Annotated in this window: 18 protein-coding genes and 1 pseudogene; 12 read left to right on the plus strand and 7 right to left on the minus strand. The window is 60.5% G+C overall.

The features are described 5' to 3' along the window. The first annotated feature begins 196 nt into the window (after positions 1-196). Positions 197-544: a YceK/YidQ family lipoprotein gene (locus ACMGF7_RS07730; protein ID WP_004933911.1), complete on the plus strand. Its 348-nt coding sequence runs from the start codon at positions 197-199 to the stop codon at positions 542-544. A 30-nt stretch (positions 545-574) separates the two neighbouring features. On the opposite strand, the gene ACMGF7_RS07735 is transcribed toward ACMGF7_RS07730, so the two are convergent. Together ACMGF7_RS07735 and ACMGF7_RS07740 are read right to left on the minus strand one after the other, a co-directional pair. Beyond that, a complete protein-coding gene (locus ACMGF7_RS07735; protein WP_197800720.1) occupies positions 575-1,855 on the minus strand; it encodes a DUF3748 domain-containing protein in 1,281 nt (426 codons plus the stop codon). 38 nt (positions 1,856-1,893) lie between these two features. Then, positions 1,894-2,307, minus strand: a complete 414-nt coding sequence (locus ACMGF7_RS07740) for a hypothetical protein (RefSeq protein ID WP_139339710.1) — start codon at positions 2,305-2,307, stop codon at positions 1,894-1,896. 39 nt (positions 2,308-2,346) lie between these two features. On the opposite strand from ACMGF7_RS07740, the gene ACMGF7_RS07745 reads away from it, so the two are divergent. Beyond that, positions 2,347-3,315, plus strand: a complete 969-nt coding sequence (locus tag ACMGF7_RS07745) for a threonine/serine dehydratase (protein WP_075684588.1) — start codon at positions 2,347-2,349, stop codon at positions 3,313-3,315. Next, a pseudogene (locus tag ACMGF7_RS07750) lies at positions 3,302-4,243 on the plus strand (ornithine cyclodeaminase family protein). The gene ACMGF7_RS07745 and the pseudogene ACMGF7_RS07750 overlap by 14 nt, the downstream one beginning before the upstream one ends. 25 nt (positions 4,244-4,268) lie before the next feature. Here the strand turns inward: ACMGF7_RS07750 and yidA are convergent. The 5 genes from yidA to dnaA form a co-directional block, all read right to left on the minus strand. Then, positions 4,269-5,084 carry a sugar-phosphatase gene (gene yidA / locus ACMGF7_RS07755; protein WP_021504165.1) on the minus strand — a complete coding sequence of 272 codons (816 nt, stop codon included), beginning with the start codon at positions 5,082-5,084 and terminating at the stop codon, positions 4,269-4,271. Positions 5,085-5,208: 124 nt separating this feature from the next. Continuing rightward, positions 5,209-7,623 (minus strand): DNA topoisomerase (ATP-hydrolyzing) subunit B, encoded by a 2,415-nt coding sequence (gene gyrB / locus ACMGF7_RS07760; RefSeq protein WP_004933898.1) that lies wholly within the window; start codon positions 7,621-7,623, stop codon positions 5,209-5,211. Positions 7,624-7,641: 18 nt separating this feature from the next. Then, positions 7,642-8,727: a DNA replication/repair protein RecF gene (gene recF, locus ACMGF7_RS07765; protein ID WP_004933895.1), complete on the minus strand. Its 1,086-nt coding sequence runs from the start codon at positions 8,725-8,727 to the stop codon at positions 7,642-7,644. A gap of 45 nt (positions 8,728-8,772) precedes the next feature. Next, positions 8,773-9,873 (minus strand): DNA polymerase III subunit beta, encoded by a 1,101-nt coding sequence (gene dnaN / locus ACMGF7_RS07770; protein WP_004933892.1) that lies wholly within the window; start codon positions 9,871-9,873, stop codon positions 8,773-8,775. A 4-nt stretch (positions 9,874-9,877) separates the two neighbouring features. After that, the gene (dnaA, locus tag ACMGF7_RS07775) at positions 9,878-11,272 is read right to left on the minus strand and encodes a chromosomal replication initiator protein DnaA (RefSeq protein ID WP_004933889.1); all 1,395 of its coding nucleotides are present in this window, start codon (positions 11,270-11,272) and stop codon (positions 9,878-9,880) included. A gap of 682 nt (positions 11,273-11,954) precedes the next feature. Here dnaA and rpmH point away from each other — a divergent pair. From rpmH to ACMGF7_RS07820, 9 genes are all read left to right on the plus strand, one after another. After that, complete coding sequence (gene rpmH, locus ACMGF7_RS07780; RefSeq protein ID WP_000831330.1) at positions 11,955-12,095, plus strand: 50S ribosomal protein L34; 141 nt, start codon at positions 11,955-11,957, stop codon at positions 12,093-12,095. A 17-nt stretch (positions 12,096-12,112) separates the two neighbouring features. Then, entirely contained in the window at positions 12,113-12,472 is a 360-nt protein-coding gene (rnpA, locus tag ACMGF7_RS07785) for a ribonuclease P protein component (protein WP_004933883.1), read from the plus strand. Next, the gene (yidD, locus tag ACMGF7_RS07790) at positions 12,436-12,693 is read left to right on the plus strand and encodes a membrane protein insertion efficiency factor YidD (protein ID WP_004933881.1); all 258 of its coding nucleotides are present in this window, start codon (positions 12,436-12,438) and stop codon (positions 12,691-12,693) included. Before rnpA ends, yidD begins: the two co-directional genes overlap by 37 nt. A gap of 2 nt (positions 12,694-12,695) precedes the next feature. After that, the gene (yidC, locus tag ACMGF7_RS07795) at positions 12,696-14,333 is read left to right on the plus strand and encodes a membrane protein insertase YidC (protein WP_004933876.1); all 1,638 of its coding nucleotides are present in this window, start codon (positions 12,696-12,698) and stop codon (positions 14,331-14,333) included. 96 nt (positions 14,334-14,429) lie between these two features. Further along, a complete protein-coding gene (mnmE, locus tag ACMGF7_RS07800) occupies positions 14,430-15,794 on the plus strand; it encodes a tRNA uridine-5-carboxymethylaminomethyl(34) synthesis GTPase MnmE (RefSeq protein ID WP_033649555.1) in 1,365 nt (454 codons plus the stop codon). 146 nt (positions 15,795-15,940) lie between these two features. Beyond that, the gene (locus ACMGF7_RS07805; protein ID WP_049240390.1) at positions 15,941-16,741 is read left to right on the plus strand and encodes an MBL fold metallo-hydrolase; all 801 of its coding nucleotides are present in this window, start codon (positions 15,941-15,943) and stop codon (positions 16,739-16,741) included. 133 nt (positions 16,742-16,874) lie between these two features. Beyond that, positions 16,875-17,600, plus strand: a complete 726-nt coding sequence (locus ACMGF7_RS07810; RefSeq protein ID WP_004933861.1) for a 4'-phosphopantetheinyl transferase family protein — start codon at positions 16,875-16,877, stop codon at positions 17,598-17,600. A gap of 161 nt (positions 17,601-17,761) precedes the next feature. After that, positions 17,762-18,328 carry an NADPH-dependent FMN reductase gene (locus ACMGF7_RS07815; protein WP_004933859.1) on the plus strand — a complete coding sequence of 189 codons (567 nt, stop codon included), beginning with the start codon at positions 17,762-17,764 and terminating at the stop codon, positions 18,326-18,328. A 76-nt stretch (positions 18,329-18,404) separates the two neighbouring features. Further along, positions 18,405-19,457 (plus strand): hypothetical protein, encoded by a 1,053-nt coding sequence (locus tag ACMGF7_RS07820; protein WP_049240391.1) that lies wholly within the window; start codon positions 18,405-18,407, stop codon positions 19,455-19,457. Positions 19,458-19,486: the final 29 nt, after the last annotated feature.

The raw sequence follows: 19,486 nt of genomic DNA on the forward strand, positions 1-19,486 counted from the left end.
AAAATGGGGGTTGCTTTCATCAATTCAACAGGCGAGGATCAAAAAAAATTTGCACCAATAAGGTAAAAGTTTTTTTTACCACTTACACTAAAGTGAGAGAGCCGCCACAGAGCGGGATTTTGCTTCTTTTAAAGCAGCAACAGGATGTTATAAATCAGCTTAATTTAGGGGCACAGCAACCCTGCAGGATGGATTAATGACGATGATGAAAGCGATAGCGACGGGCTGCATGTTGTTGGCGACCAGCGGTTGCTCCAGCGTGATGAGCCATACCGGCCCGAATCAGGGTTACTATCCCGGCACCCGCGCCAGCGTGGACATGCTGAAGGACGACAACACCAGCTGGGCGATGATGCCGCTGGTGGCGCTGGATCTGCCGTTCTCCGCGGTGATGGATACCGTGCTGCTGCCTTACGACTATCTGCGATCCGGCAACGACGCCACCGCAGACTCGCCAAAAGCGCGTATCCTGCGCAGCGAGCAGCAGAATTTGGCGGCGACCGGCAATCCCGGCCAGGGCGACGACAGCACCGCCACGCACTAATCGCGCACGCAGCGGGTCATCAGGCCCGCCTTACGCCTCAACCACGAAGATCTGGTTGAACCCCGCTATCTCGCGCATAAACGCCACTTTCTTGCCATCCGGCGAGAACACCACGGCATCCCCCGACGGCGGCTGCACGCTGCGCTGCGTCAAACGCTGCAGGCGACCGCTGGCCACCTCGCACAGCATCACGCTGTTGTCGCACACCAGGGCTATCGTCCCGCCCTGCGGGTGCCAGCTGAACGCCGACTGGATGTCATGCTCGCTGCGGCTCACCTGGCGCGGCTCGCCACCGTTAGGCGACACCGTCCACAGCTGCACCACGCCGCCGTCGTCCTTCATCAGAAAAGCTATCTGGCTGCCGTCCGGCGAACTGCGCAGCCAGTGGCGCGGCGCACCAGCCACGCCAGGAAAACGGCGATCCCCGGTAAAGGTTACCCGCCGCTGCCTGACGCCAAGCGGCGGCGCCGGCAGCTCGCTTTCCGTCCCCTGCAGCGGCAGAGCGCCCGCCCGGGCGTAGTCGACGTCGTTCTCCGGCAGATCGACGATAAACACCTCAGACAGCTTCTCTCCGGCGGCGGACAACGTATCGCCTATAAATGCCAGCGCCCAGCGCTGCCGGCTGCCGTCGGCCTTACGGTAGCCTTCGCGGCCGATCCAGCCTTCTTCGTAAGCGCGATTGATCTGATCGCTGCCCGGCCGCGGCTGCGGCACCGTCTCGCTGATCAACACGCAATAGTGGCTGCCGTCGTACTCGCGCGGGTGCTGTTTTGGCGGGTTAACCCCGTGCAGCGGCACGGCCACGCCGACGTTGCGCAGATCGCGCGCCGGATCGCGTTCATGCATCACGTGATCGTTGTAGGTAAAGCTGAGGCGGCTGCCGTCCGGACTGAAAACGTGCACGTGGCTGCCGCCGCGCAGCGCGCCGGGGGTATAGGGCGCGGTGATATCCAGCGCGTCGAGGGTAATGGCCAACTCGCGATCCGGTTCGCTGACGATCACCCCGCGGCGGTGGTGAAAATCATACTGCCAGGCGCTGTCCGGGTGCTCAGGTCCGTGAATAAAGGCATAGCGCGCCGGCGCATCGGGGCTGACCGTGACCACGCCAACGTGAGCGCCGTGCTGGGCGCGATAAATCACCTCCACCACGCCGCTGGCGACATTGACACGCTCGATGCTGAGGCCGGTGAAAGAGGCGCCGCGCGGGCGCACGTCATAAGCCAGCCATTGACTGTCCGGCGTCCAGACGTTGATATTGGTTAACTGATGCCCACGAGGGTCGAAAGTCAGTTGTTTTTCCCGATGGCTCATGGCGGCTCTCCTGCACATGCTGGCACTGAGCCGTCATCTTACCGGATCGCCCGCAGCGTTTCATATGGCCTGTGAGGGTGAGGCGGGAGGATTTTTCGATTCGAAATCACGCAATTATTTTCCAGCGTCTTATCATTTAAGCCGATCGACGGCGTCGGCAGGAAATAAGCGGCCGACCAGGCGATAGAATTCCTGCCGGCGAGACTCAACGGCGCCAATGTAATAGAGGTGGGTGATGCAAACGCTATTTTTTTATTCTCACTTCCCTTATAAGAATAAGGCAGCGGCAGCGCCTTACTTAACGCAAATAAATAAAAAATCGTGCCGCTAAACGACAGGTTTATGATTATTTTCACCGAAAACGGCAATGCTCCCGCCGACCGTTGCCGTTTTCTGATCGGTGTGCCCGAAGGTCGGGCCGCGGGGTTTACAATCAATACAAAAAAGTACAAACTGGATTTTTAAGTCCAAATAAATCTTCTGGAGCCGGTATGAACACCCTCTTCGATGCCATTGTTTCCGCTCATCAGCAACTGCGCCCTCAGGTGCGGGTCACGCCGCTGGAGCGCAGCGTGCTGCTTTCTCAGCAATTGGGTTGCGAGCTGTATCTGAAATGCGACCACCTGCAGCACACCGGTTCCTTTAAATTTCGCGGCGCCAGCAACAAGCTGCGGCTGTTGGATAACGAGCAACGCCGGCGCGGCGTGATCGCCGCCTCAACCGGCAACCACGGCCAGGCTGTCGCCCTGGCGGGGCAACGGATGGGCGTTGGCGTCACGGTTTATGCGCCGGAGACGGCGGCGAGCATCAAGCTCGACACCATCCGGGCGCTGGGCGGCACCGTGGAATTGGTGCCGGGCGACGCGCTGAACGCCGAACTGGCGGGGGAACAGGCCGCACGCGAACAGGGAAAAACCTACATCTCGCCGTATAACGACGAGCAGGTCATTGCCGGCCAGGGCACCTGCGGCATGGAGCTGGTGGAACAACTCGCCGATCTGGACGCGGTGTTCGTGGCGGTCGGCGGCGGTGGCTATATCGCCGGCATCGGCACCGTTCTGCGGCAACTGTCGCCAAACACGCAGCTTATCGCCTGCTGGCCGGAAAACGCCACCAGCCTGTACAGCGCGTTGGAAGCCGGCCATATCTTCCCGGTGGAAGAACAAGAAACCCTGTCCGACGGCACCGCCGGCGGCGTTGAGCCGGGCGCCGTAACCTTCCCGCTGTGCCAGCAGCTGATTGACCGTAAAGTGCTGGTCAGTGAGGCGGAGATCAAACACGCGATGCGCCGGATCGCCGCCAGCGATCGCTGGATTATCGAAGGTGCGGCCGGCGTGGCACTGGCGGCGGCGATCAAACTGGCGCCGGAATACCAGGGGAAAAAGGTGGCGGTGGTGCTGTGCGGTAAAAACATCGTGCTGGAGAAATACCTCAAGGCCATCGCCGATGCGCATCCTTAACCGGCAGCAAATCCTCGCCGCGTTCGACGCCGAGGCCATTACGCCGCTGCTGAAGCAGGGGTTTATCGCCTACTCGCAGCGACGGGTGCAACAGCCGCCGGTACAGCATTTCAAGTTCGATCGGGCCGCCGGCGACTGCTGCATCAAATCCGCCTAGCTGGAAGGCGACGAGCTGTTCGTGGTCAAAGTGTCCGCCGGTTTCTATCGCAACGCCGAGCACGGTCTGGCCAGCAATCAGGGGTTGATGATGGCGTTCTCCGCCCAGACCGGCGAGCCCCGCGCGCTGCTGCAGGATGAGGGGTGGTTGACCGCGCTGCGCACCGCTCTGGCCGGCCGCATCGCCGCCGAGCTATGCGCGCCGCCGCATATTCAGGCGATCGGCATGGTCGGTACCGGGCTGCAGGCACGGCTGCAGCTGCAGTGTCTGAAACCGGTGACCGATTGCCGCGAGGTATGGGTGTGGGGCCGCAACGAACAGGCGCTGGCGGCGTATCGGCGCGATGCCGAAGCCGAGGGATTTCGGGTGTGGGTCACGCAGGATGCGGCGGAGCTGGCGGCGCACTGCCAGCTGATCGTGACCACCACGCCCAGCCGCGAACCGATCTTGCAGGCGGCAGATATCCGGCCCGGCACGCACATTACCGCCGTGGGCGCCGACGCGCCCGGCAAGCAAGAGCTGGCGACCGATCTGGTGGCCAAGGCGGACACGCTGCTGGTCGATGCGCTGACGCAGTGTGCGGACTATGGCGAGATCGCGACGGCTTATCGGCAGAACAAACTGACTTCAACGCCGATCGTCGAAATGGGCACCGCATTGGCGCAGGGCGGGCGGGTACGACGCGAGCCGCAGCACATCACCATCGCCGATCTCACCGGCTTGGCGATTCAGGATCTGCAGATCGCCAAAGGGGTGTTGGCGAAAGTATAAAGGGGCGCCGCAGCGCCCCGTTTTCTCAGGCGTTGAGCACGAACTTCTCGATAGCGCGCGCCACGCCGTCTTCGGTATTGGCGCTGGTGACAAACTGCGCCACCGCTTTCAGCTCGGGAATGGCGTTGCCCATCGCCACACCGACGCCGGCATATTCGATCATCGCCGTATCGTTAGCCTGATCCCCCAGCGTCATGATGTTTTCCCGCGCCACGCCGAGGTGCTCGGCCAGCATTTTCACCCCGGCGCCCTTATCGACGTTTTTATGTAAGATCTCGAGGTAGTAAGGCGCACTTTTCAAGATAGTGTAACGCGCGCGCGTTTCCTCCGGGATGCGCGCGATGGCGCTGTCCAGCAGCGCCGGTTCGTCGATCATCATCACTTTTGGAAAACGCATCTGGCGATCCATCTCTTCCACGCTGCGGTATTTCAGCGGAATGCCGGTCATTTCCGCTTCGTGTATGGTGTACTTGCCGATGTCCTTGTTCGGGGTATACAAGGTATCGAAATCAAACGCCTGGAAGTGAACGCCTAACTCGCGCGCCATCTGCTCGAAGTGCAGATAATCCTCGAAGCCCAGGGTTTCCTGCAGGATGCAGGCGCCGTCGACCGCGCGCAACACCAGCGCGCCGTTATAGGTGATACAGAAATCGCCGGGGCCCTGAATGTCCAACTGGCGCAGATAGTCCTGCACGCCGACATAAGGCCGCCCGGTGGCCAGCACCACGTGCACCCCTTTGCGCCGCGCCGCCGCGATAGCCTGCTTTACCGCCGGCGTGATTTGATGCTGCGGATCCAGCAACGTGCCGTCCATGTCGATCGCAATCAGTTCAATAGCCATTCAACGCTTCTCCCAGTGGTTTTTATTCATGCTAACGCGTTTCAGCCTCGGCTGTCAGCGCCAAAAAAGGCCAAAAAAAATCCGCGCGGGTCGCCCGGCGCGGATTTTCACAGCCATTAACGCATCAGATATCGATGTTCGCCGCTTTCAGGGCGTTTTCTTCGATAAAGGCGCGGCGCGGCTCAACCGCATCGCCCATCAGCGTGGTGAACAGCTGATCGGCAGCGATGGCGTCCTTGACGGTCACGCGCAGCATGCGGCGGCTTTCCGGATCCATGGTGGTTTCCCACAGCTGCTCCGGGTTCATCTCGCCCAGACCTTTATAACGCTGCACCGACAGGCCGCGGCGCGACTCTTTCACCAGCCACTCCAGCGCCTGTTCGAAGCTGTCTACCGGCTGACGGCGTTCGCCGCGCTCGATGAACGCGCCCTCTTCGATCAGCCCGCGCAGCTGCTCGCCCAGCTGGCAGATCTTGCGGTATTCACCGCCGTGGATGAAGTCGAAGTCCAGCTTGTAGTCGGTATCCACGCCGTGGGTGCGGATGCGCAACGCCGGCTCAAACATCTGGCGCTCACGGTTCTCGAAGATCACGAAATCATAGCTGCTGCCGTGCTGCTCTTTGTCGTTCAGCGCCTGCACCAGCGACGCGATCCAGGTCTTCACCTTGGCTTCATCGCTGAGATCGCCTTCGTTCAGCGTCGGCTGATAGATCAGGCTGTTCAGCAGCGCGCGCGGGTAGCGGCGCTCCATGCGGCCGATCAGCTTCTGCACGCCGTAGTGCTCGGCCACCAGTTTTTCCAACTGCTCGCCGCCGAGCGCCGGTGCGCTGGCGTTGGTGTGCAGCGTAGCGCCGTCCATCGCGATGGCGATCTGGTACTGATCCATCGCCTCGTCATCTTTGATGTACTGCTCCTGCTTGCCTTTCTTCACCTTGTACAGCGGCGGCTGTGCGATGAACACGTGGCCACGCTCGATGATTTCCGGCATCTGGCGGTAGAAGAAGGTCAACAGCAGCGTACGGATGTGCGAACCGTCGACGTCGGCATCGGTCATGATGATGATGCTGTGATAACGCAGCTTGTCCGGGCTGTACTCGTCGCGGCCGATGCCGCAACCCAGCGCGGTGATCAGCGTCGCCACTTCCTGCGAAGAGAGCATTTTGTCGAAACGCGCTTTCTCGACGTTGAGGATTTTCCCCTTCAGCGGCAAGATAGCCTGATTCTTGCGGTTGCGCCCCTGCTTGGCAGAGCCGCCCGCGGAGTCCCCTTCCACCAGGTACAGTTCGGACAGCGCCGGATCGCGTTCCTGGCAGTCCGCCAGCTTGCCCGGCAGGCCGGCCAGATCCAGCGCGCCTTTGCGGCGGGTCATCTCACGCGCTTTACGCGCCGCTTCGCGCGCGCGCGCCGCGTCGATGATTTTGCCGACCACGATTTTCGCGTCGCCCGGATTCTCCATCAGGTAATCCACCAGCTTCTCGTTCATCAGCGTTTCAACCGCGGTTTTCACCTCGGAAGAGACCAGCTTGTCCTTGGTCTGAGAGGAGAACTTCGGATCCGGCACCTTCACCGACACCACGGCGATCAGGCCTTCACGCGCGTCATCGCCGGTAGCGCTGACCTTGGCCTTCTTGCTGTAGCCTTCCTTCTCCATGTAGCTGTTCAGCGTACGGGTCATCGCGGTACGGAAACCGACCAGGTGCGTGCCGCCGTCGCGCTGCGGAATGTTGTTGGTGAAGCAGTAGATGTTTTCCTGGAAACCGTCGTTCCACTGCAGCGCCACTTCCACGCCGATGTCGTCTTTCACGGTGGAGAAGTAGAACACGTTCGGGTGGATCGGGGTTTTGTTCTTGTTCAGGTACTCGACAAACGCCTTGATGCCGCCTTCGTAATGGAAGTGGTCTTCACGGTCGGTGCGCTTGTCCTTCAGGCGAATAGACACGCCGGAGTTGAGGAAGGACAGCTCGCGCAGACGCTTGGCCAGAATGTCGTACTCGAATTCGGTCACATTGGTGAAAGTCTGGTGACTCGGCCAGAAGCGCACCATGGTGCCGGTCTGCTCGGTTTCGCCCACCACGTTCAGCGGCGCCTGCGGCTCGCCGTGGCTGTAAGTTTGTTCGTGCACTTTGCCTTCGCGGCGGATCACCAGCTCCAGTTTCTCCGACAGGGCGTTAACCACCGAGACGCCCACGCCGTGCAGGCCGCCGGAAACTTTATAGGAGTTGTCGTCGAATTTACCGCCGGCGTGCAGCACGGTCATGATGACCTCTGCGGCTGAAACCCCTTCTTCCGGGTGAATGCCGGTCGGAATGCCGCGGCCGTCATCCTGCACCGATACCGAGTTGTCGGCATGGATGGTGACCTGAATGTCACTACAGTGGCCCGCGAGCGCTTCGTCGATAGCGTTGTCCACAACCTCGAATACCATGTGGTGCAGACCGGTGCCGTCATCGGTATCGCCGATATACATGCCCGGGCGCTTGCGCACCGCATCCAGCCCTTTTAATACCTTGATACTTGAGGAGTCATAAGAATTCGACATCAACGTTTCTCGCTCATTTTAGTCCTGTGGTTGAACCTCTATTTTACCCTGTTCCACGCGGAACATCTTGCCCTTTTCACCGGCCATGTCGGTCACTTGTTCAGCGCTGACCGCGCTGACAAAAACCTGGGCCTGGGTGGCTTTCAGGCGATCGGCCAGCAACCGGCGACGGCCGGTGTCCAGCTCGGAGGCAAAATCATCAATCAGATACAGGCAACGCCGCCCGCTCTGCCGGGTGAGAAACTCACCCTGCGCCAAGCGCAACGCGCACATCAGCAGCTTAAGCTGACCGCGCGATAACAAATCCTCTACCGGCGTGCCGTCGGCACGAATGCGAAAGTCCGCTTTATGCGGCCCCACCGCGGTATAGGTCAACGCCCTGTCGCGCTCAAACTGGCGCTCCAGCAGCTCGCCGTAGTCGCTCTCTTTGTCCCAGCCGCGCTGGAAGGAGAAGCTCAGGGCAAATTCAGGCAGAAACTGCGCGCAGGTCGCGGTGATATCCGCGGCGATCGCGTCGCTGTATTCCGCCCGCCATTCGCTGATGCGCTCCGCGAGCGGGATCAGTTCCTGATCCCAGGCGCGGATCTGCGCATAGCGACTCACCTGGCGCAGCGCGGCATTGCGCTGCTTCAGTAACCGTTTCAGGTTGCTCCAGGCGGTGAAAAAACCGGGTTCGTTATGAAAACAGCCCCAGTCCAGGAAGGCGCGCCGGAATTTCGGCCCGCCATTCAGCAGGGTAAAACCTTCGGGGGTGATCAGCTGCATGGGCAGCAGCTGCGCCAGCTCGGCCACCTTGTGGCCGTCGCTGCCATCGATGCGTACTTTGCTGTCACCCTGACGGCTCTTGCTCAATCCTACCGACAGCTCGCGCTCCGCGCCTTCGATGCGGCCGTGCAGCACGAACTCCGGTTGGTCGTGGCGAATGACCCGACCGGCCTGCAGGCTGCGAAAGGCGCGGCCATGGCCGAGCGTATACACCGCCTCCAACACGCTGGTCTTGCCGCTGCCGTTGGCGCCGACCAGGAAGTTGAATCCCGGCGCAAGCGCCAAATCCGCCGCCTCGATATTGCGGAAGTCTTTAATCAATAAACGCGTCAGAGCCATGCAATCTCTTTACCGATGACGGTGCTGTAATTCAAGGTAACGAGACTACAACCGCATTGGCATGACAACGTAGGCCGCCGCCTGGCTGGCGCCGTCTTCGATCTGCACGCTGGAGACCGAGTCGGTCAACAGCAGGCGCACGTCTTCACACTTGAGCGCGTTCAACACGTCCAGCACGTAGCTGACGTTGAAGCCGATCTCCATCTCCGCGCCGTCGTAGCTGACGTCGAGGATCTCTTCCGCCTCTTCCTGCTCCGGGTTGTTGGCGGTGATCTTCAGCTGGTTCTGGCTGACGTACAGCCGCACGCCGCGGAATTTCTCGTTCGAGAGAATGGCCGCGCGGGCGAACGCCTGCTTGAGCAGATCGCAGCCGGCTTCCAGCGTTTTGTCCGGATTCTTCGGCAAGACGCGGCGATAGTCCGGGAAACGGCCGTCAACCAGCTTGGACGTGAAGATGAAATCGCCAACGTGGGCGCGGATGTTGTTGCTGCCGATCTGCAGCTGCAGCAGCGAATCGCCGCCGTCCAGCAGACGCACCAGTTCCATCACCCCTTTACGCGGCACGATCACCGAATGCGACGGCAGCTGCTGGCCGATCGGCATCGAGCACACCGCCAGGCGGTGGCCGTCGGTCGCGACGGTGCGCAGCTCTTCGCCTTCGGTTTCAAACAGCATGCCGTTCAGGTAGTAACGCACGTCCTGATGGGCCATCGAGAACTGGGTGGCTTCGATCAGGCGCTTCAGCGTCGCCTGCGGCAAGGTGAACTCCACCTCGCTCTGCCAGTCGTCCAGGTTCGGGAAGTCCGCCGCGGGCAGCGTGGACAGCGAGAAGCGGCTGCGGCCGGACCGCACCAGCATGCGCTCGCTCTCCAGCGTGACGGCAATCTCCGCCCCTTCCGGCAGGCCACGGCAGATATCAAAGAATTTGCGCGCGGGCACAGTCGTCGCGCCCGGCTCGTGCGGCTGGGACAGGGCGACGCGCGCCACCATCTCCATCTCCAGATCGGTGCCGGTCAGCAGCAGGGAGCCTTCCGTCACCTGCAACAGCAGGTTGCCCAGGATCGGCAAGGTCGGGCGGCCGCCCAGCGGGCTGCTCACCTGTTGCAGCGGTTTTAGCAGATGCTCACGTTCAACGATAAATTTCATAGCGCTATGAAGATAATGTTCTGATTAAATTGGAGAAATCTTCTTTGATGTCGTGACTTTCCTCACGCAGCTGCTCGATCTTCCGGCAGGCGTGCAACACCGTGGTATGGTCGCGGCCACCAAACGCATCGCCGATTTCCGGCAGGCTGTGGTTGGTGAGTTCCTTCGCCAGCGCCATCGCCATCTGGCGCGGGCGGGCAACGGATCGCGAACGCCGCTTGGACAGCAAATCCGCGACTTTAATCTTGTAATACTCCGCCACCGTCTTTTGGATATTGTCGATGGTGACCAGCTTTTCCTGCAGCGCCAGCAGATCGCGCAGCGCTTCGCGCACGAAATCGATGGTGATGGCCCGGCCGGTAAAGTTGGCGTTGGCGATCACGCGGTTCAGCGCCCCTTCGAGCTCACGCACGTTGGAACGCAGGCGCTTGGCGATGAAGAACGCCACTTCGCCCGGCAGGCGAATGTCGTTTTCGTCGGCCTTTTTCATCAGGATCGCCACGCGGGTTTCCAGCTCCGGCGGCTCGATCGCCACCGTCAGCCCCCAGCCGAAGCGGGACTTCAGACGATCTTCCACCCCGTTGATCTCTTTAGGGTAGCGATCCGAAGTCAGGATGATCTGCTGATTGCCTTCCAACAGGGCGTTAAAGGTATGGAAGAACTCTTCCTGCGAACGCTCCTTGTTGGCAAAGAATTGGATGTCATCGATCAGCAACGCGTCGACCGAACGGTAGTAGCGCTTAAACTCTTCGATGGCATTGTTCTGCAACGCTTTGACCATGTCCTGCACAAAGCGTTCCGAGTGCATGTAGACCACTTTGGCGTTGGCCTTGCGCGCCATGATGCCGTTGCCCACCGCGTGCAGCAGGTGAGTTTTACCCAGGCCGGTGCCGCCATACAGAAACAAAGGGTTGTAGGCGCCGCCCGGATTGTCCGCCACCTGGCGAGCCGCCGCGCGCGCCAGCTGGTTGGACTTACCCTCGACGAAGTTGTCGAAGGTGTGTTTAGGGTTGACGTTGGAGCGGTAAGAGAGCTCGGGCTGCGCCGCAGCGTTGTCCCAGCTCGGGCGCGAAGGCGCGGCCGTGCGCGCCGCCGGAGCCGCAGGGGCGCTGCTGACGCTGGCGGTCACGGTCTGGCTGATCACCTGCGTGATCGGCTTGCTGCCGACTTCAAAACGCAGCAAAGGCGCATCCGTGCCGCAGAAATCATTCAGCAGACCATTGATGTTGTTTAAGTACTTATCGCGAACCCAATCCAGCACAAAACGGTTAGGCGCGTACAGCGCCAGGGTGTTGTCACTCAGTTCCGCCTGCAATGGGCGAATCCACATACTAAATTCTGTGGCAGGTAACTCATCCTGCAATCGGGCAAGACACTGCTGCCAAAGCGAAAGTGACACGGCGGACTCCACTCGAACAAGATCAATAAAGAAAAGAAACGGGCAACTTTTTTATAACTCATGATTTTTGACACATACCCGGCATCGGCTGTTTGCCTGTGGGGGATGCGAACCGCCTTTCACGGTTTGTGTCCCTCACGATCCCGGCATGAGGGATCGCGATCGGAATGACGGATCATAGCGCAATCCGCGCAAGAGATCCTCCCCTTCCTCACAGATTAGATCCATTTTATCCACAGGCCGCGGCCGGCGGCGATCTTTTCGCCGCCAGCGCCGAATGACCGCGCAGATCCCGGCCGCTGCGCCGCGTTTTTTACATTGTCAACCGGTTATACCCTGTTATCCACGTCGGATCCTGCGATCGCGCGCAAAGGATCTCACGGGGATCCTTGCGATTTCACCCCGAGTCCGTATAATCTTCGCCCTACGTGTGATACCTGGTTCCTTATGGTGCGTCATTAGCCAGACAGGATTCTGCGGTGACCACGGGCCAAGAGCGGATTTTGTTCCGTTATTGGCAGACAACCAGGTAGGCTGGCGCGATGCGAATTGACTCAGGACTGTACAATTATTACAATCCCGCTTCTTTATGTATTGCGATTGAGGCGTCGGTCATCTTCACGCCGAGTAGCCAAACGCGTTTACTGATCAGTAATTATTTTAAGTTTAGGTAGAAATCGCTATGAAACGCACTTTCCAACCGTCCGTATTGAAGCGCAACCGTAGCCACGGTTTCCGTGCTCGTATGGCCACCAAAAATGGTCGTCAAGTTCTGGCCCGCCGTCGTGCGAAAGGCCGTGCTCGTCTGACTGTTTCTAAGTAATAAAGCTAACCCGCTGAGTGGTTAAGCTCGCTTTTCCCAGGGAGTTACGTTTGTTAACTCCCACTCATTTCACTTTCGTCTTCCAGCAGCCACAACGGGCTGGCACGCCGCAAATCACCATCCTCGGCCGCCTGAACCAGCTGGGGCATCCCCGCATCGGTCTTACCGTCGCCAAAAAACACGTCAAACGCGCGCACGAGCGTAATCGGATCAAACGCCTAACCCGCGAAAGCTTCCGCCTGCGTCAGCACGAATTACCGGCGATGGATTTTGTCGTGGTGGCCAAAAAGGGGATAGCGGATTTGGATAACCGCGCGCTGACGGAAGCTTTGGATAAATTATGGCGTCGCCACTGTCGCCAGGCTCCCGCATCCTGATCGGGCTGGTGCGGGCCTATCAGCTCGTCATCAGCCCGCTGCTAGGGCCTCGTTGTCGCTTCCAGCCGACATGCTCTCATTACGCAATTGAGGCATTAAGCAGGTTTGGCATGATAAAAGGCAGTTGGTTAGCATTGAAACGCGTATTAAAATGCCACCCTTTGAACCCAGGTGGCGATGATCCGGTGCCGCCAAAAACCGACGATAACAGAGAACACTAACGATGGATTCGCAACGCAATCTTCTCCTCATCGCTCTGCTGTTCGTGTCTTTCATGATCTGGCAGGCATGGCAAACGGACAACGCTCCGCAGCCGGCCGCACAGACCACGCAACAGACTTCGAACGCAGTAGCCGGTGATGCCGCCAGCCAGGCCGTGCCAGCCAGTGGTCAGGGTAAGCTGATTACCGTGAACACCGACGTGCTGTCACTGACCATCAACACCCGTGGTGGCGATATCGAGCAGGCTAAACTGTTGGCCTACCCGGATACTCTGGGTTCATCGACTCCGTTCCAACTGCTGGAAACCACCCCGTCGTTCGTCTATCAGGCGCAAAGCGGCCTGACCGGTAAAAACGGCCCGGACAACCCGGCCAACGGCGAACGCCCGCTGTACCAAGCGGCGCAAGACAGCTACACCCTGCCGGAAGGCCAGGACGAGCTGCGCATCCCGTTGACCTACACCGGTAAAGACGGCGCGATCTACACCAAGACCTTCGTGCTCAAACGCAACCACTATGCGGTCGGCGTGGATTACAGCATCGACAACAAAGGCGCGACGCCGCTGGAGCTGACCCTGTTCGGCCAGCTGAAGCAGACCACCGAATTGCCTAAGCACCGTGACACCGGCAGCAGCAACTTCGCGCTGCACACCTTCCGCGGCGCGGCGTACTCGTCCAGCGAGGACAAGTACCAGAAATACGCGTTCGACAAAGACGAAAACCTGAGCGTCACCACCAAAGACGGTTGGGTTGCGATGCTGCAGCAGTACTTCGCCACCGCGTGGGTGCCGGCGACCAAGGGTGACAACACCTTCTACACCGCCAAACCGGGTGACAACCTGTCCACCATCGGCTTCAAATCTACACCGGTCGTGGTGCAGCCGGGCGCTCAGCAACAGCTGAACGCGACCCTGTGGGTCGGCCCGGAGCTGCAGGACCAGATGGCTCAGCTGGCGCCACACCTGGATCTGACCGTGGATTACGGTTGGCTCTGGTTCATCTCCCAGCCGCTGTTCAAACTGCTGAAGTTCATCCACGGCTTTATCGGCAACTGGGGCTTCTCCATCATCATCATCACCTTCATCGTGCGCGGCATCATGTACCCGCTGACCAAGGCGCAGTACACCTCGATGGCGAAAATGCGCATGCTGCAGCCGAAGCTGCAGGCGATGCGCGAGCGCATCGGCGATGACAAACAGCGCATGAGCCAAGAGATGATGGCGCTGTACAAGGCGGAGAAAGTGAACCCGCTCGGCGGCTGTCTGCCGCTGATCATTCAGATGCCGATCTTCCTGGCGCTGTACTACATGCTGATGGGTTCAGTCGAACTGCGCCACGCGCCGTTCGCCCTGTGGATCCATGACCTGTCGGCGCAGGACCCGTACTACATCCTGCCAATCCTGATGGGCGTGACGATGTTCTTCATTCAGAAGATGTCGCCGACCACCGTGACTGACCCGATGCAGCAGAAAATCATGACCTTCATGCCGGTGATCTTCACAGTGTTCTTCCTGTGGTTCCCGTCCGGTCTGGTGCTGTACTACATCGTCAGCAACCTGGTGACCATCCTGCAGCAGCAGCTGATTTACCGTGGTCTGGAAAAACGCGGTCTGCACAGCCGCGACAAGAAAAAAAGCTAAGCGTAGTGTAGGGGTTCGGCGCGCCGACCCTTGCAGTCACACCAAAGGCGGTCATTAGACCGCCTTTTTGCATCTTAATCGTCAGAGAGAACCGTTATGAGCACCACCGATACCATCGTAGCCCAAGCCACCCCGCCGGGACGCGGCGGCGTCGGCATTCTGCGCATTTCCGGAAGCAAGGCCAAAGACGTCGCCCAGGCGTTGCTCGGCAAGCTGCCGAAGCCGCGCTACGCTGACTATCTGCCGTTCCGCGACGCCGCCGGCGCCACCCTCGATCAGGGCATCGCGCTGTGGTTTCCGGGGCCAAACTCCTTTACCGGCGAAGACGTGCTGGAGCTGCAGGGCCACGGCGGGCCGGTGATCCTCGATCTGCTGCTCAAGCGCGTGCTGGCGCTGCCCGACGTGCGCATCGCCCGGCCCGGCGAGTTCTCCGAGCGCGCGTTTCTCAACGACAAACTCGATCTGGCGCAGGCCGAAGCGATCGCCGATCTGATCGACGCCAGCTCCGAGCAGGCGGCGCGTTCGGCGATGAACTCGCTGCAGGGCGCATTTTCCACCCGCATCCACCAGCTCGTGGAAGCGCTCACTCACCTGCGAATCTACGTGGAAGCGGCGATCGACTTCCCGGACGAGGAAATCGACTTCCTGTCCGACGGTAAAATCGAGGCGCAGCTCAACGACGTCATGGCGGATCTGGACAGCGTGCGCGGCGAAGCGCGCCAGGGCAGCCTGCTGCGCGAAGGAATGAAGGTGGTGATCGCCGGGCGCCCCAACGCCGGTAAATCCAGCCTGCTCAATGCGTTGGCCGGGCGCGAGGCGGCGATCGTCACCGATATCGCCGGCACCACCCGCGACGTCTTGCGCGAACATATCCATATCGACGGCATGCCGCTGCACATCATCGACACCGCCGGCCTGCGCGACGCCAGCGACGAAGTGGAGCGTATCGGCATCGAACGTGCCTGGAACGAGATCGAACAAGCCGACAGGGTGCTGTTTATGGTGGACGGCACCACCACCGCCGCCACCGAGCCGGCGGAGATCTGGCCGGAGTTTATGGCGCGCCTGCCGGGCACGCTGCCGATCACCGTGGTGCGCAACAAAGCCGACATCACCGGTGAAACGCTGGGCCTGACGGAAGTGAATAACCACTCACTTATTCGCCTGTCGGCCCGCACCGGCGAAGGCGTCGATGTGCTGCGCGATCATCTGAAACAGAGCATGGGCTTCACCAGCAACATGGAAGGCGGCTTCCTGGCGCGCCGTCGCCACCTGCAGGCGCTGGAACTGGCGGCGCAGCATCTGGTGCAGGGCAAAGAACAGTTAGTGAGCGCTTACGCGGGCGAGCTGCTGGCCGAGGAACTGCGCCAGGCGCAGCTGGCCTTGAGCGAAATCACCGGCGAATTCACCTCCGACGACCTGCTGGGCCGCATTTTCTCCAGCTTCTGTATCGGTAAATAACGCGCTGCCAGACGCCTTCACGGCCGGGGCCCCCTGTTCCGGCCGTTTTTCTTTCCCGCTCTCGCTCTGCGCGCTGACTCACAGCGCCGCCGCAACTGCCCGCGATATACTGGACGGTCAGGTGTCTTTCTCAGGAACGAGTCAACATGGCGTTAACCCTCAAGGTATTGCTGGAAAACCGCCGCGCCGCCGGCGCCAACCCGCTATTGCAGGCCAAGGCCGGGTTAAGCCTGCTGATTGAGGACGAGACGACCTCCATACTGTTCGACACCGGCCCCGACGACAGCTTCCTGCGTAATGCGGCGCTGATGGGCGTCGATCTCTCCCGTATCACCGCGACGGTGCTCTCCCACGGCCACTATGACCACTGCGGCGGCGTCGCCTGGCTGCCGGACAACAGCCGCATCATCTGCCACCCGCAGGTCGGCGATGAGCGCTATGCGGCGCTGAAGGTGCTGGGCCACACCCACAAAATCAAAAAGCTCTCTTTGGACATCGACTACTCGCGCCATAACATGCACTACAGCCGCGAGCCGCTGGCGATCGGCGATCGCTTTATGTGGTCAGGTGAAATCGCCGTGCCCGCACCGCGCGCCTACGGGGTGATTACCGGGGAAAACGCGGCGGTGGATTACGTTATCGACGAAGGGGTGCTGATTTACAAATCGGATCGCGGTCTGGTGATCGTGACCGGCTGCGGGCATCGCGGGATTGTGAATATCGTGCGCCACTGCCAGAAAATCACCGGGATCGATCGGATCCACGCCTTGATTGGCGGTTTTCATCTGCGTTGCGCTTCCCCGCGCACGCTCTGGCGCGTCCGCCGTTTTTTACGGCAGCACCAGCCGGAAAAGATCATGGGTTGCCACTGTACCGGCGCGTGGGGCCGGCTATGGCTGCCGGAAGGTATCGCGCCGGCCACCGGCGATAGCTGGATCCTGGAATAACGCCTGCGCCGTTCATCACTGAAATCGGCAACAAATCGGATAAAACGCATAGTGTTTTTTGATGATAAATCCTCAACTTAGTCTTAATCTAACCCCCCTGCGTTCTTAGCGACCCTCTGTCATGGAGCGAACAATGGCGTGTCATTTTGCCCGATGGACCCCGGCCTCCGCTGTCCTGGATACCCAGAGACTCGCCGACGAAGTGATAGCCGCCACCCGCACCTTTTCCGTTAAGCGCCGCACGCGCTACCTGCAAGGGCGCATTCTGCTCGCCGAAATGATGTTCTATCTGTACGGCCTGCCGACGCTTCCCCCTATAGCCACCACGCCCACCGGCCGCCCCTGCTTCGCCGACCATCAGCTGCCCGATTTTAGCCTCGCCTATGCCAGCAACACCGTGGGCGTGCTGCTCAGCGACGAAGGCAAAGTCGGACTGGATATCGAAGTGATGCGGGCGCGCGGCAGCCGGCAAAGCGCGCTGCAGAACGCGCACCAGACGCCGGCGGAAAGCGCCTGGATCGGCGCGCAGGACGATCGGCTGGAGGCGGAGACTCAGCTGTGGAGCATTCGGCAAAGCGTGCTGAAAATTTCCGGCCTCGGCAACAGCGGCCAGTCTACGCTGCGTCTGCATCCCTTCTCCGGCCACCTGCGCTCCAGCGCCACGCCGGACGTTCAGGTGATGAGCGACGCCGACGAATATCTGAGCTGGGCCTGCGCCGGCAGCCCCGGGCTGGATCGCCTGCTGTGCTGGCGCTATGAAGAGCGCGGCGGCCTGCACAAAGACGGGGAAATCTCGCCGCGCAGCCCGGCGGCATCCTCACGCTTCGTTAAACTGACGGGCCTGAAGACGCCAGGTTGACGCGGCGCAAAGCGGATAACGCGATCTTTACCGCACCAGTTACTGGATTAAATTGTAAAGACAGCTAAATGTTGAGCAATCGCCTATTCTCGACCCGCGCTTTAGCCTACTATTCGCCCATGTTGTACGCTGAATCTGCTCATTCGAAAGGGAGAATCACCATGTCAGACCAAGCCCTAAAAATCGTCACTCTACTCGGCAGCCTGCGCAAAGGCTCCTACAACGCCATGGTGGCCCGCGCCCTGCCTGGCCTGGCCCCGCAGGGCGTCACCATTGAAGCGCTGCCCTCCATCCGCGATATCCCGCTGTACGACGCCGACATGCAACAGGGTGAAGGCTTCCCTGCCGCGGTCGAGGCGATCGCCGAGCAGATCCGCCAGGCCGACGGCGTGATCATCGTCACCCCTGAATATAACTATTCCGTGCCCGGCGGGTTGAAGAACGCCATCGACTGGCTGTCTCGCGTACCGAATCAGCCGCTGGCCGGCAAGCCGGTCGCCATTCAAACCAGCTCAATGGGGCCGATCGGCGGCGCGCGCTGCCAATACCATCTGCGCCAGATCCTGGTGTTCCTCGATGCGATGGTAATGAACAAGCCTGAGTTTATGGGAGGCGTGATCCAGAGCAAGGTCGATGAACAGGCCGGTGAACTGAGCGATCAGGGAACGCTGGATTTCCTGACCGGCCAGCTGTCCGCGTTCAGCGATTTTATTCGCCGCGTGGAGTGAAGGTCTCGCGGCGCCCGCTGGGCGCCGCAACAGGACATGACGTCCGTCAATTTATTGAAATTAAAGCCATAGCATCATGTATTTTTTCATTTTAGCGTTATTTTTCGTTTCCATCACCAGTCCCGCCTTCGCCGCAGACATGCGTTATCCCGCCGGTGAAGAGCCGCTGGAGCTGCCGGCGCACAGCGCGCTCAACGCCCAACTGTCGCGTTCCGCGCAAACCCAGGAAGACAAAAAGCTCGGCGCCATGTCGCTGTACCTGACGCTGATGCGCGAAGACGGCCGCAACGTCTGGGCGCCCTACCAGCTGGCGGTGTCGTCGGCGGAGAAAGGGCAAACCGAACTGGCGGAGCGTTACCTGCAGCTGAGCGCCGACCGCGGCCTGTGGTACTACTACAACCTGCTGGAGGACGACGCCTTCAACAGCATCCAACACTCCGCCACTTACCAATCCATTTTGGCCGTCACCAAAGCGCGCTATCTGCAGCATGCCCGTCAGTATGAAGGCAAAGCCAGCTACGCGGTGCCGGACGGCGAAGCGCCGCCCGCAGGCTGGCCAACGGTGATCTTCCTGCATACCTACGGCAAAGCCGCCGCCATCAGCCCCGAGGAGCGGCTGCTGTTCGGCGAAATGGGCGTGGCCTACATCGAGATCAACGGCACGCAGATGCTGTCGGAAAACAGCTTCCGCTGGTCAAATTACAGCGACGAGAGCACCCAAACCGCCCTGCAGCGCACGGTGCAACAGCTGGCCCCGCAGCTAAAGCTGGATCCCCAACGAATTTATCTCAGCGCTCGCGGCCAGGGCGCGCTGCATGCCGCCAACCTGCTCGCGAAATACCCGCAGTATTATGCCGGCGCGCTCCTGATCGCCCCCCACGGCGAGATCAAGCCGGCCCAGCAGTCGCTGGCGGCGAAAAAGAAAATCGTGATGGCGTATTACGATCGGCAGACCTTCAGCGAGCAGGCGCTGGCGTTGCACTTCGCCAATCTGTTCGGGGAGGATAATCAGGTGCAGACGCTGCACTTCGCCCAGGGAGAGGATGCCGCCGGCAGCTGGCAGGCGCGCTTCAGACGGCCGTTGCAGTGGGTGTTGGATCAGGCGCCGGATGCGACGCCGGGCGTCTAGGGATTCAGGGCCGACCGCCGTCGGCCCTT

The organism is Serratia sp. BNK-17 (genome assembly GCF_048684935.1).
GTDB classification, from domain to species: Bacteria; Pseudomonadota; Gammaproteobacteria; order Enterobacterales; family Enterobacteriaceae; genus Serratia; species Serratia nematodiphila.

Coding starts and splice junctions, on each gene's coding strand:
- ACMGF7_RS07745 (WP_075684588.1), top strand. CDS start 2,347: ATGAACACCCTCTTCGATGCCATTGTTTCCGCTCATCAGCAACTGCGC.
- yidC (WP_004933876.1), top strand. CDS start 12,696: ATGGATTCGCAACGCAATCTTCTCCTCATCGCTCTGCTGTTCGTGTCT.
- ACMGF7_RS07730 (WP_004933911.1), top strand. CDS start 197: ATGACGATGATGAAAGCGATAGCGACGGGCTGCATGTTGTTGGCGACC.
- yidA (WP_021504165.1), bottom strand. CDS start 5,084: ATGGCTATTGAACTGATTGCGATCGACATGGACGGCACGTTGCTGGAT.
- ACMGF7_RS07810 (WP_004933861.1), top strand. CDS start 16,875: ATGGCGTGTCATTTTGCCCGATGGACCCCGGCCTCCGCTGTCCTGGAT.
- gyrB (WP_004933898.1), bottom strand. CDS start 7,623: ATGTCGAATTCTTATGACTCCTCAAGTATCAAGGTATTAAAAGGGCTG.
- rpmH (WP_000831330.1), top strand. CDS start 11,955: ATGAAACGCACTTTCCAACCGTCCGTATTGAAGCGCAACCGTAGCCAC.
- ACMGF7_RS07735 (WP_197800720.1), bottom strand. CDS start 1,855: ATGAGCCATCGGGAAAAACAACTGACTTTCGACCCTCGTGGGCATCAG.
- ACMGF7_RS07815 (WP_004933859.1), top strand. CDS start 17,762: ATGTCAGACCAAGCCCTAAAAATCGTCACTCTACTCGGCAGCCTGCGC.
- recF (WP_004933895.1), bottom strand. CDS start 8,727: ATGGCTCTGACGCGTTTATTGATTAAAGACTTCCGCAATATCGAGGCG.
- yidD (WP_004933881.1), top strand. CDS start 12,436: ATGGCGTCGCCACTGTCGCCAGGCTCCCGCATCCTGATCGGGCTGGTG.
- dnaN (WP_004933892.1), bottom strand. CDS start 9,873: ATGAAATTTATCGTTGAACGTGAGCATCTGCTAAAACCGCTGCAACAG.
- mnmE (WP_033649555.1), top strand. CDS start 14,430: ATGAGCACCACCGATACCATCGTAGCCCAAGCCACCCCGCCGGGACGC.
- ACMGF7_RS07805 (WP_049240390.1), top strand. CDS start 15,941: ATGGCGTTAACCCTCAAGGTATTGCTGGAAAACCGCCGCGCCGCCGGC.
- ACMGF7_RS07820 (WP_049240391.1), top strand. CDS start 18,405: ATGTATTTTTTCATTTTAGCGTTATTTTTCGTTTCCATCACCAGTCCC.